The 11371-nt window shown below is 68.4% G+C and carries 11 protein-coding genes; 4 read left to right on the plus strand and 7 right to left on the minus strand.

Annotated elements, in window-relative coordinates:
- Positions 1–268 (plus strand): substrate-binding domain-containing protein (locus E3D03_RS12825; RefSeq protein WP_263567264.1); only part of this gene is annotated, 268 nt, incomplete at its 5' end.
- Here the strand turns inward: E3D03_RS12825 and E3D03_RS12830 are convergent.
- The 5 genes from E3D03_RS12830 to cyoA are packed head-to-tail and all read right to left on the minus strand — an operon-like array spanning position 265 to position 5185.
- On the minus strand, positions 265–966 hold the full coding sequence (locus E3D03_RS12830; RefSeq protein ID WP_263567303.1) for an SURF1 family protein: 702 nt from the start codon (positions 964–966) through the stop codon (positions 265–267). The genes E3D03_RS12825 and E3D03_RS12830 overlap by 4 nt on opposite strands.
- Entirely contained in the window at positions 966–1349 is a 384-nt protein-coding gene (gene cyoD / locus E3D03_RS12835; RefSeq protein WP_263567265.1) for a cytochrome o ubiquinol oxidase subunit IV, read from the minus strand. The genes E3D03_RS12830 and cyoD overlap by 1 nt, the downstream gene beginning before the upstream one ends.
- Positions 1349–1966, minus strand: a complete 618-nt coding sequence (gene cyoC / locus E3D03_RS12840) for a cytochrome o ubiquinol oxidase subunit III (protein ID WP_062563142.1) — start codon at positions 1964–1966, stop codon at positions 1349–1351. The genes cyoD and cyoC overlap by 1 nt, the downstream gene beginning before the upstream one ends.
- Positions 1967–1969: 3 nt before the next feature.
- Entirely contained in the window at positions 1970–3976 is a 2007-nt protein-coding gene (gene cyoB, locus E3D03_RS12845; protein WP_263567266.1) for a cytochrome o ubiquinol oxidase subunit I, read from the minus strand.
- A 12-nt stretch (positions 3977–3988) separates the two neighbouring features.
- Positions 3989–5185: a ubiquinol oxidase subunit II gene (gene cyoA / locus E3D03_RS12850; RefSeq protein WP_263567267.1), complete on the minus strand. Its 1197-nt coding sequence runs from the start codon at positions 5183–5185 to the stop codon at positions 3989–3991.
- Between the two features lie 211 nt (positions 5186–5396).
- On the opposite strand from cyoA, the gene E3D03_RS12855 reads away from it, so the two are divergent.
- On the plus strand, positions 5397–6725 hold the full coding sequence (locus E3D03_RS12855; RefSeq protein ID WP_062563145.1) for an MFS transporter: 1329 nt from the start codon (positions 5397–5399) through the stop codon (positions 6723–6725).
- 18 nt (positions 6726–6743) lie between these two features.
- Here E3D03_RS12855 and E3D03_RS12860 read toward each other — a convergent pair whose 3' ends face one another.
- Complete coding sequence (locus E3D03_RS12860; RefSeq protein WP_263567268.1) at positions 6744–7655, minus strand: LysR substrate-binding domain-containing protein; 912 nt, start codon at positions 7653–7655, stop codon at positions 6744–6746.
- An 86-nt stretch (positions 7656–7741) separates the two neighbouring features.
- Here E3D03_RS12860 and E3D03_RS12865 point away from each other — a divergent pair, with 86 nt between their 5' ends.
- Both E3D03_RS12865 and E3D03_RS12870 read left to right on the plus strand, forming a co-directional pair.
- Complete coding sequence (locus tag E3D03_RS12865) at positions 7742–8932, plus strand: acyl-CoA dehydrogenase (RefSeq protein WP_263567269.1); 1191 nt, start codon at positions 7742–7744, stop codon at positions 8930–8932.
- Entirely contained in the window at positions 8925–10073 is a 1149-nt protein-coding gene (locus E3D03_RS12870) for a CaiB/BaiF CoA transferase family protein (RefSeq protein ID WP_263567270.1), read from the plus strand. The genes E3D03_RS12865 and E3D03_RS12870 overlap by 8 nt, the downstream gene beginning before the upstream one ends.
- Before the next feature lie 2 nt (positions 10074–10075).
- Here the strand turns inward: E3D03_RS12870 and E3D03_RS12875 are convergent, their stop codons facing one another.
- Positions 10076–11317, minus strand: a complete 1242-nt coding sequence (locus E3D03_RS12875) for an NAD(P)/FAD-dependent oxidoreductase (protein ID WP_263567271.1) — start codon at positions 11315–11317, stop codon at positions 10076–10078.
- Between the last annotated feature and the right edge of the window lie 54 nt (positions 11318–11371).

The raw sequence follows: 11371 nt of genomic DNA on the forward strand, positions 1-11371 counted from the left end.
CGAGATGGCGATCGGCGCCATCCAGGCGCTGAACGCGGCGGGCGTCGACAAGGAGAAGGTGGTCGTGGCCGGCATCGACGCGACGCCCGACGGGCTGGCGGCGATGCAGGCAGGCGACCTGGATGTGACCGTGTTCCAGAACGCGACCAGGCAGGGCGAGGTCGCGGTGCAGGCGGCGCTGGCCATGGCCAGAGGCGAGGCGACCGACCGCAATATCTGGGTGCCCTTCGAGGCGGTGACGCCCGATAACCTGGCCGATTACCGCTAGTCGCCCCGTGGCGCCGGACCCCGGCGCCACAGCCAGCCCAGCCACAGCGCCCAAAGCGCGGCAAGCGCAAACCAGGTCAGCGCATAGCCGAGATGGCTGTTGCGAAAGCTGACCACGGTCAGCCCGCCGATGGGCAGGCGCGCGTCGGCGCGGGCATCGGCGTCGATGAAATAGGGCGCGACCTTGCCCAGGCCCAGCGTCGCGGCAATGGCGGCGGTGTCGCGGGAATACCAGCGCCCGGCCTCGGGCCGGTTGCTGCGCAGGAATGCGCCGCCGGGCTGGCTGAGGCGCAGGAGCCCGCTGACGCTGACCGGGCCATGCGGCAGGAGGCGGTCGGCCTCGGCGCGCTTGTCCTCGGGGACGAAGCCGCGGTTGATGAGTAGGGTCCAGCCGTCGGGCGTGGTCAGCGGCGTTATCACCCAGAAGCCCGGGCCGCGCGACGTCACCGCCTTGACCAGCGTGTCGGCGCCCTCGGCATAGCGGCCCCGGGCCGAGACCCGGCGATATTCGTCGGCCGGGGAAAGCCCCGCCCAATCGGCGGGGCCGGGGGCAGGGACCGGGGCGGCAGCCAGCCGCGCCTCGACCCGCGCGATCAGGTCGGTCTTCCAGGCCAGGCGCTGGACCTGCCAGACGCCGAGCGCGCAGAAGCCCAGGAAAATCGCCAGCGCCCCGGTCAGCAGCGCCAGCCGGTGCAGCATCACGAGCCGAAGCCCTGCATCGCCTCGTGGTCCATCTGCGGCATCATGTTGGTGTTCATGTGATACATGACCCAGATCGAGCCGGCGAGCAGGATCACCACGATGACGATGGTGAAGATGGTGGACATCAGCGTCCAGCCCTCTTCCTGGTTGCCGGTCATGTGCAGGAAATAGACCATGTGGACCAGGATCTGCACCACCGCAAAGGCGATGATGACCAGCGCCGTCAGGCCCCGGCTTTCGAAACCGCCGGACATGACGATTGCGAAGGGGATCGCCGTCAGGATCACCGACAGCACGAAGCCCTTCATGTAGGAGCCGAAGCTGCCATGGTCGTGGCTGTCGCCGTGATGGTCGTGGTCGTGATGCGAATGGGCAGACATCAGATCATCCCCAGCAGATAGACGAAGGTGAAGACGCCGATCCAGATGACGTCGAGGAAGTGCCAGAACATCGACAGGCAGGCCATGCGGCGCTGGTTGGCCGGGATCAGCCCCTTCTGCATGATCTGCACCATCAGCGTGATGAGCCAGATCGAGCCGAAGGTGACGTGCAGCCCGTGCGTGCCGACCAGCGTGAAGAAGGCCGACAGGAACCCCGAGCGTTGCGGACCCGCGCCCTCGTGCAGGAGATGCGCGAATTCGTAAAGCTCGATGCCCAGGAAGCACAGGCCGAAGAACAGCGTCACCGCCAGCCAGCGCAGCGTGCCGCCCTTGTCGCCCTTGGCCATGGCGAGCATGGCGAAGCCGAAGGTGATCGAGGACAAGAGCAGCATCGCGGTGTTGACCGCGACCAGTTCCAGGTCGAACAGGTCCTTCGGCCCCGGCCCGGCGGCAAAGCTGGTGCCCAGCACGCCGAAGACCGCGAAGAGCACCGCGAACATCAGGCAGTCGCTCATCAGATAGACCCAGAAGCCCAGGCTGGTCGAGGCGCCCTCGGGGTGGTGATGGGGCTCAAGCTCCCAATACTGGCCCATGGTGTCGGTGGTCGTGCTGCTCATGGCTCAGGCCCCCTGCGCAAGCTGGCGCGTCCGGGCATCCTCGGTCGCCTGAACCTCGGAGACCGGGATGTAATGGTCGCGGTTGTAGTTGAAGGTATGCGCGATCGAGACCGCGATGATGCCGAGGAAGCTGACGGCCGCCAGCCACCAGATGTACCAGACCAGCGCCAGGCCGCAGATCGTCGACAGCGCGGCCAGGATCACCCCGGTGCCGGTGCCCCTGGGCATGTGGATATCCATGAAGCCCGAGGTCGGGCGCGGCACGCCGGCCTGTTTCATCTCCCACCAGCTGTCGAGCCCGTGCGAGATCGGGTTGAAGGCGAAGTTATAGTCCGGTGGCGGCGACGAGGTCGCCCATTCCAGCGTGCGGCCGTCCCAGGGATCGCCCGTCACGTCGCGGTAATCGGCGCGGTTGCGGCGCAGGATCGAGACGCCGAACTGCACGAACATGGCCGCGATGCCGCAGGCGATCAGCACGGCGCCAAAGGCCGCGATGGCGAACCAGATCCGCAGGTCGGGATCGTCGAAGACCCGCAGCCGGCGCGTCACGCCCATCAGCCCCAGCACGTAAAGCGGCATGAACGCGACCCAGAAGCCGACGACCCAGAACCAGAACGAGACTTTGCCCCAGAACACGTCCAGCTTGAAGCCGAAGGCCTTGGGCCACCAGAAGTTGATCGCCGCGAACAGGCCGAACAGCACGCCGCCGATGATGACGTTGTGGAAATGCGCGATCAGGAACAGCGAGTTGTGCAGCACGAAGTCGGCAGGCGGCACCGCCAGCAGCACGCCCGTCATGCCGCCCACGACGAAGGTCAGCATGAAGGCCACCGTCCACATCATCGGCAGCTCATAGCGGATGCGGCCGCGATACATGGTGAAGAGCCAGTTGAAGAGCTTGGCCCCGGTCGGGATCGAGATGATCATCGTGGTGATCCCGAAGAACGAGTTCACCGACGCGCCCGAGCCCATGGTGAAGAAGTGGTGCAGCCAGACCAGATAGGACAGCACCGTGATGCAGACGGTGGCATAGACCATCGAGGAATAGCCGAAAAGCCGCTTGCCCGAGAAGGTCGAGGTGACTTCCGAGAAGACGCCGAACAGCGGCAGGATCAGGATATAGACCTCGGGGTGGCCCCAGATCCAGATGAGGTTGATATACATCATCGGATTGCCGCCAAGGTCGTTGGTGAAGAAGTTGGTGCCGACATAGCGGTCCAGCGTCAGCAGGATCAGCGTCATGGTCAGCACCGGGAACGAGGCGACGATCAGGATGTTGGCGCAGAACGAGGTCCAGGTGAAGATCGGCATGCGCATCATCGTCATGCCCGGCGCCCGCATCTTCAGGATGGTGACCAGCAGGTTGATGCCCGACAGCGTGGTGCCGACGCCGGCGACCTGCAGGCCCCAGATATAGTAATCCACCCCGACCCAGGGGCTGTAGCCGATGCCCGACAGCGGCGGGAATGCCAGCCAGCCGGTCTGGGCGTATTCGCCGACGAACAGCGAGACCATGGTGATGATCGCGCCGCCCACCGTCATCCAGAACGAGAAATTGTTCAGGAACGGAAAGGACACGTCGCGCGCGCCGATCTGCAAGGGCACGACATAGTTCATCAGCCCGGTGATGAAGGGCATGGCCACGAAGAAGATCATGATGACGCCATGCGCCGTGAAGATCTGGTCGTAGTGGTGGCTGTTGAGATAGCCCTCGGAGCCGCCGAAGGCCCAGACCTGCTGCAGCCGCATCATCACCGCATCGGCAAAGCCGCGCACGAACATGATCAGCGCCAGCACCACATACATGATGCCGATCTTCTTGTGATCGACCGAGGTGAACCACTCCCTCCAGAGCCAGCCCCAGAGCCGGTATTTCGTCAGCGCCGCCACAAGCGCGACGCCACCGATGGCGACGGCGACGAAGGTGGCCCAGACGATGGGCTCCTTCGGGATGGCATCCCAGTTCAGGCGGCCGAAAAGAAAGGTGGTTTCGTTGGAAAACGTAGCCATGGACGGGTCCGATCAGAAATTCCGCGCCTGACCCGGGGCCGGGTCGAGCTGGGTCACGTCATTGTCATGCGAAGGGGCGAGCGCGCTCCGTGGCGGGGTCAGCGCGCGCCCGCGCAGCGGCGTCAGGTCCATCGGCGCCTGCACCACCTGGGCGGTGCGGCCGAACATCAGCGCCGAATCCTCGGGCGTGCAATAGCTCGCCACCTGGAACGGCGACCAGCCCAGCACCGGCGCGCGGCTGCCGCGGGCCTGTGCGTCATGGCTGGGCGCGGTGTTCATGGTGCCGGCCAGGCCGGCGCCGCCCTGGCGGTCGATGGCCATCATCTCGGCCATGCACATCCTGCCCTCGGCCACGCACATGTTCACCACGCGCTGGAACAGCGTCGGGTCGACCTTGGCAAACTGCATCGGCGGCACGTTCTCGCTGGGCGCCTCAAGCTGCAGGTAACGGGCGCGGTCCAGCGTGCCGCCACCGGCGCGGGTCTTTTCGACGAAGGCGTCGAAGCCCGCCTGATCCGTGGCGAAGGTCTTGAAATGCATGCCCGAGAAGCCGTGGCCGGAATAATGCGAGGCGATGCCCTTGTATTCGCCCGGGTTGTTGAAGACGCCGTGCAGCTTGGTCTGCATCCCCGGCATGGCATAGATCATGCCCGCCATGGCCGGGATGTAGAAGGCGTTCATCACCGAGGTCGAGGTCAGCGTGAATTCGACCGGCCGGTCCACCGGCACGGCCAGCTCGTTCACCGTGGCGATGCCCTGATCGGGATAGATGAAGAGCCATTTCCAGTCCATCGCCACCACATCGACCCGCAAGGGCTGCATGTCATGCGTGGCAGGCACGTCCTCGCTGATGCGGTCGAGCCGGCGATAGGGGTCCAGAAGATGGGTGCCGACCCAGGTCAGCGCCCCCAGCGAGATGATGATCAAGAGCGGCGCCGCCCAGATCACGAACTCCAGCTTGGTCGAATGGTCCCAGTCGGGCGCGTAATCGGCCGCACGATTTTTCGCGCGATATTTCAACGCGAACCACACCGTCAGCGCCATCACCGGCACGATGATGATCAGCATCAAAAGCGTCGACATGACCAGGAGGTCGCGCTGGCGTGCCGCAACGTCACCGGCGGGGGCCAGCACCTCGGCCTTGCACGCGGCAAGCGGGATCAGAAGCGAAAGCCCCGCGAAGCGGATGATTTTATCTTTTCTTTTCATTGGACTACCTGCTGTCCGATGGGTGGCGCAAGGCGAGTGAGTCGGGAATGCACCGGGCAAGTGGCGTCTGCCTACCTTGATCTTGGTCAAGGCGACATGCGACGTTTTGCCCTATGCAGTCCGCCCCGCTTCTGATGCAGGGAAGGGGCGGGACGCCGGGCGGCTCAGGCCCAAGCCCGGCCGGAATCTGGATCAGATCGAAATCACCGCCATGTCGAGCACCTCACATTCGGCCCATGCCGGCCGCCCTGCCGCCCCGGTTTCCAAGCATCAGGGGCATGCGGTTTCGCCCTCTGACATCGCCGTGGGCGTCATCATCGGACGAACCTCCGAATTCTTCGACTTCTTCGTCTTTGCCATCGCCTCGGTGATCGTGTTCCCGCAGCGGATCTTTCCCTTCACCGATCCGCTGACCGGAACGCTTCTGTCCTTCGCGCTGCTGGCGCTGGCCTTCCTGGTGCGGCCGCTGGGCTCGGCGCTGTTCATGGCGCTGGACCGCCGCCATGGCCGGGTGACCAAGCTGACCGTGGCGCTGTTCCTGATGGGCACCGCCACCGTGGCCATGGGCCTGATCCCCAGCTACGAGACCGCCGGGGCCTGGGCCGTCGTCATCCTGGCGGTGCTGCGGATCGGGCAGGGGCTGGCGCTTGGCGGCGCCTGGGACGGCATGCCGTCGCTTCTGGCGCTGACCTCGCCCAGGAACCGGCGCGGCTTCTACGCCATGATCCCGCAGCTTGGCGCGCCGATCGGGCTGATCGTCGCCAGCCTGCTTTTCGCCTATCTCGCCTCGAACCTGTCCGAGGCGGATTTCCTGGACTGGGGCTGGCGCTACCCGTTCTTCGTCGCCTTCTCGGTCAACGTCGTGGCGCTGTTCGCCCGGCTGCGCATCGTCGCCACCGACGAGTTCACCCAGCTGTTCGAATCGCGCGAATTGCAGCCGACCCGGCTGGGCTCGACGCTGGCCGAGGACGGGCCGACGGTGCTTCTGGGCATCTTCGTGCCGCTGGCGAGCTTTGCCATGTTCCACATGGTCACGGTCTATCCGCTGTCCTGGATCTTCCTCTACACCAATGAAACCCTGGTCAGCTTCCTGGTGATCGAGGCGGTTGCCGCCTGTGCCGGCATCGCCGCGATCTTCCTGTCGGGCTTCCTGGCCGATCGCATCGGGCGCCAGCAACTCTTGCTGGTCGGCGCGCTGGCCATCGGCGTCTTCGCGATCATGGCGCCGCTGCTTCTGTCGGCCGGCCAGACCGGCGAGACGGTCTACATGATCGTCGGCTTCTTCATCCTGGGGCTCAGCTTCGGGCAAAGTTCGGGCGCGGTCGGCTCGCTGTTCGAGGCGCGCAACCGCTATACCGGCTCGGCCATCGTCTCGGACCTGGCCTGGCTCTTCGGCGCCGGCTTCGCGCCGCTGACCGCGCTGCTGCTCTCGACCTGGCTCGGGCTGCCGGCGGCGGGGCTCTATCTGCTCTCGGGCGCGGTCTGCTCGACCGTGGCGGTGCTGCTGGCCGGCCGGATGGACTTCAAGGGCGGCGCCTGATCGGCCAGACGCCCGGGCTCAGTCCCGGGCGTCTTCGTTTTCGGCAATGCGCTCCAGCCAAGCGGCGAAAGCTGCCAGGGCGGCGCTGTCCTGGCCCTGCGGGCGGATCAGGCCATAGGGCCAGCGCCCGGGCAGCACCAGCGGGCTGACCTGGCGCAGGCTGCCGGCCCGCAGCGCGGCGGCGGCGAAGATGTCGGGCAGCAGCGCAATGCCCAAGCCCGCCTGCGCCGCCGCGATCACCATGTCGAAATGCTGCAGCCGCGGCCCGCGCATGCGGTCGAAGGCATCGACTCCGGCCAGCGCGAACCAGTCGCTCCACAGTTCCGGCCGCGTCGCCTGCTGGATCAGCGGCCAGCGCATCAGCGCCGCCGACTCGGGGTCGGCCGGCCCGACCAGCCCCGGCGCCGCCACCACCACCAGGTTTTCCCGCACCAGCGGCGTCACCCGCGCGCCGGGACGGGCGAATTCGGCGCGTTGCAGGGCGGCGTCGAAGGGGCTGTCCGCGAAGTCCACCGGCCCCAGCGCGGCGGTCAGGTCGATCGAGACCTGCGGATGGATCCGCGCGAAATCCGGCAGGCGCGGGATCAGCCACATGGCGGCGAATGTCGGCAGCGCCGCCAGCCGCAGCACCTCGCCGCCGTCGCCGAAGGACATCACCATCCGCGCCGAGCGTTCCAGCCGGTCGAGGATCTCGCGCGAATCGCGCACCAGCGCCCGGCCGGCGTCCGACAGGATCAGCCGTTGCCGCACGCGCCGGAACAGCCGCACGCCCAGCCGCTCCTCCAGCGTGCGGATGGCACGGCTGACGGCGCTTTGCGTCAGGTTGAGCGCCTCGGCCGCGCGCGAGGCCGAGCCGGTCTCGGCGCAGAGGACCAGCGCGCGCAACTCCTGGATGCTGGGCGTATAGCCGGGGCGGGCCGGTCGGTTCATGCGCGAAACTCATGATCTGCGGACAAGACATCATTAGCACCCCGGCGCGATCCGCGGTAGCAATGTCGCAACATGAGGAGTGTGCCATGGCCGGAAAATCCGCCCCCTTCACCTGGAACGACCCTTTCCTGCTGGACGACCAGCTCAGCGAGGAAGAGCGCATGATCCGGGACAGCGCCGCCGCCTTCGCCCAGGCGTCGCTGGCCCCGCGCGTCAAGGATGCCTATCTGCATGAGACCACCGACCCCGAGATCTTTCGCGAGATGGGCGCGGCCGGACTCTTGGGCGTCACCGTGGCCGAGGAATATGGCGGCGTCGGCGCCTCCTATGTCGCCTACGGCCTGGTCGCGCGCGAGATCGAGCGCATCGATTCGGGCTATCGCAGCATGGCCTCGGTGCAGTCTTCGCTGGTGATGTATCCGATCGAGGCTTACGGCAGCGAGGCGCAGAAGCGCAGATACCTGCCGAAACTGGCCTCGGGCGCATTCATCGGCTGCTTCGGCCTGACCGAGCCCGATGCCGGCTCTGACCCCGCCGGGATGAAGACCCGCGCGAAGAAGGTCGAGGGCGGCTATGTGCTGTCGGGCGCCAAGATGTGGATCACCAACGCGCCCATCGCCGATGTCTTCGTGGTCTGGGCCAAGTCGGACGCGCATGGCGGCAAGGTGCGCGGCTTCGTGCTGGAAAAGGGCATGAAGGGCCTGTCGGCGCCGAAGATCGAGGGCAAGCTGTCCCTGCGCGCCTCGGTCACCGGCGAGATCGTCATGGAGGATGTCGAGGTCGGCGAGGACGCGCTGCTGCCCGGCACCGAGGGCATGGGCGGCCCCTTCGGCTGCCTGAACCGCGCCCGCTACGGCATCAGCTGGGGCGCCATGGGCGCGGCCGAGGATTGCTGGTTCCGCGCCCGCCAATACGGGCTCGACCGCCACCAGTTCAACCGGCCGCTGGCTGCGACGCAGCTTTACCAGAAGAAGCTTGCCGACATGCAGACCGAGATCGCGCTTGGTCTGCAGGCGTCCTTGCGCGTCGGGCGGCTGTTCGACGAGGGCAGGATGGCGCCCGAGATGGTCTCCATCGTCAAGCGCAACAATTGCGGCAAGGCGCTGGACATTGCCCGCATGGCCCGCGACATGCATGGCGGCAACGGCATTTCCATCGAATATCACGTCATGCGCCACGCGCAGAACCTGGAGACCGTGAACACCTATGAGGGCGCGCATGACGTGCATGCGCTGATCCTCGGCCGTGCCCAGACCGGGATCCAGGCCTTTGGCTGAGGCGCCGCTGAAGGGGCTGCGGGTGGTCGAGCTGGCCCGCATCCTGGCCGGTCCCTGGATCGGCCAGACCCTCGCCGACCTGGGTGCCGAGGTCGTCAAGGTCGAGGCGCCCGAGGGCGACGACACCCGCCGCTGGGGCCCGCCCTTCATCGAGCGGCCGCGCGCCGACGGCAGCATGGAAACCGTCGCCGCCTATTTCCACGCCGCGAACCGGGGCAAGACCTCGGTCACCTGCGATTTCAACGATCCGGCCGATCTCGACCGGCTGCGCGGGCTGATCGACCAGGCCGATGTCGTGGTCGAGAACTTCAAGCTGGGCGGGTTGCGCAAGTTCGGCCTGGATTACGACACGCTTGCGGCGCGCAATCCGCGGCTGGTCTATGCCTCGATCACCGGCTTCGGCCAGGACGGGCCGCGCGCGGCGCAGCCGGGCTATGACTTCCTGATCCAGGGCATGTCGGGGATCATGGACCTGACCGGAGACCCGGGCGGCGAGCCGCAGAAGGTCGGCGTGGCCTGGATCGACATCTTCACCGGGCTTTACGGCGTGATCGCCGTGCAGGCGGCTCTGGCGGAACGCGAACGCTCGGGGCAGGGGCAGCACCTGGACCTGTCGCTGCTGGATTGCGGCGTGGCAGTGCTGGCGAACCAGGCGACGAATTACCTGCTGGGCGGGGTGGTGCCGCATCGCCTGGGCAATGCGCATCCGAATATCGTGCCCTATCAGCTGTTTCCGGCCTCGGACGGGCATCTGATCGTGGCCTGCGGCAATGACCGGCAATTCGCGGCGCTGTGCCGGGTGCTGGAACTGCCCGCGCTGGCGGCCGAGCCGGATTTCGCCACCAACCCGGCCCGGGTCGCGCATCGCGACCGGCTGGTGCCCTTGCTGGCGGCGGCCACGCGCCGATTCACCCGCGCCACCCTGATCGCGGCGCTGGAGAGTGCGGGCGTCCCCGCCGGCCCGGTCAACGACGTGGCCGAGGCCCTGGCCGACCGCCAGGTTACCGCGCGCGGCTTGCGCATCGCGCCCGAGGGCATCCCGGGGCTGCGCAGCCCGCTGCGGTTTTCCCGCAGCCCGCTGGTCGCCGACCGCGCCGCCCCGGCCTTGGGCGCGGGCGAATGGCGCTTCGGCGCGGGCTAGGCTCAGCCCGCCGCGATCTGCCGCGCCACCGCCTCGCCCGCCGCGCCCCAGCGCGCGACCAGCCCGGCCGGCCCTTGCGCCTGCCACAGCCGAAAGGCCTCGGCCGCCGGGATGGTGCCGAACCAGCCGATGCCCTGCGGCGCGGCGGCGGTGCGCAGCACCTCGCGCTCGGCCAGAAGCCCGTTCTCGACCACCACGGCGGCGGCGATCTCGGGGCGGGACGGGGCGTCGGAGGCCGGCAGGTCGTCCGGAAAGTCCAGCCGGGCGCGCCAGAACGGCTGGTCGCGGAAACGCGGCTCGGCGCGCAGGAAATCGCGGCCGACGCGGGCCTGGTGCAGGCTGGTCTCATGCGCGCGCCGCATCAGGAAGCGCCGGCACAAGGCGTCGTCGCCCGGCCGCGCGTCCAGCGTGCGGCGCACGGCGGCGACCGCCAGCGCGCTGGACACCGCCCAGAACTGGCCGTGGCCCGAGAGCGGATCCATCGCCGCCAGCGCATCCCCGACCGGCAGCAGGGAAAGGTCGCCCAGCGGCCGGGGCAGGCGCGGCGCCGCCTCGCGCGCCAGCACCGGGCCGATCAGCGGGGCGCCGGCCAGCGCCGGCTCGGCGGCGGCCATGGCGGCCGACAGGCGCTGACCCGGCCCGCGCGACCCCGATCCGTCCTGACCCGCCGCATCCATCAGCGCCTGCACCCAGACCCGGCCGTCGGGCAGCGCCACCCGCCACAGCCAGCCACCGGCATGGGCGGCCAGCCGGATGCCGGGCGGCAGGTCGGCCCGCGCCCAGCCGGACAGCGCCAGTGTCGCCGGCGCCTTGCCCAGTCCCGCCGGCGCCGCCCGGCCCCGGGCGTCGATGACCAGCGGCGCCCGCAGCCGCCCGGCGCTCAGCGCGACGCCGCCCGGTTCGGGGCGGCCATTGCCCGCGACCAGCCGGGCACCCGCCGCCTGCGCGCAGCCGCGCAGATGCGCGTCGAGGGCGGCGCGCTCGACCACCCGCTCGCTGTTGCCTTCGCTGATGCCTGCCCAGTCCACCTGCCGGCGCAGCGGCCCCAGGATGCCGTGAAACCCCGCGAGCAGCCCCTGGCCGTCCAGCCAGCGATGCAGCCGCGGGCTCAGCCCCTCGGGGCGGGGCCGGCTGCGGCCCGGATCGACCAGCAGCACGCGAAGCCCGTCGCGCGCGGCAAGCCAGGCCGAGATCGCCCCGGCCGGACCGCCGCCCAGCACGATCAGATCGGCGTCATGCGCCATCCGCGCCCCCTTGCTGCCGGTGTTTTCGGCAGTCTGGCCCGCAGCAGCGGCGGC

It is taken from the genome of Paracoccus sp. DMF, assembly GCF_004407025.1.
Classification (GTDB): Bacteria; Pseudomonadota; Alphaproteobacteria; order Rhodobacterales; family Rhodobacteraceae; genus Paracoccus; species Paracoccus aminovorans_B.

Coding starts and splice junctions, on each gene's coding strand:
- E3D03_RS12865 (WP_263567269.1), top strand. CDS start 7,742: ATGGCCGGAAAATCCGCCCCCTTCACCTGGAACGACCCTTTCCTGCTG.
- cyoA (WP_263567267.1), bottom strand. CDS start 5,185: ATGAAAAGAAAAGATAAAATCATCCGCTTCGCGGGGCTTTCGCTTCTG.
- E3D03_RS12855 (WP_062563145.1), top strand. CDS start 5,397: ATGTCGAGCACCTCACATTCGGCCCATGCCGGCCGCCCTGCCGCCCCG.
- cyoC (WP_062563142.1), bottom strand. CDS start 1,966: ATGAGCAGCACGACCACCGACACCATGGGCCAGTATTGGGAGCTTGAG.
- cyoB (WP_263567266.1), bottom strand. CDS start 3,976: ATGGCTACGTTTTCCAACGAAACCACCTTTCTTTTCGGCCGCCTGAAC.
- E3D03_RS12860 (WP_263567268.1), bottom strand. CDS start 7,655: ATGAACCGACCGGCCCGCCCCGGCTATACGCCCAGCATCCAGGAGTTG.
- cyoD (WP_263567265.1), bottom strand. CDS start 1,349: ATGTCTGCCCATTCGCATCACGACCACGACCATCACGGCGACAGCCAC.
- E3D03_RS12830 (WP_263567303.1), bottom strand. CDS start 966: ATGCTGCACCGGCTGGCGCTGCTGACCGGGGCGCTGGCGATTTTCCTG.
- E3D03_RS12875 (WP_263567271.1), bottom strand. CDS start 11,317: ATGGCGCATGACGCCGATCTGATCGTGCTGGGCGGCGGTCCGGCCGGG.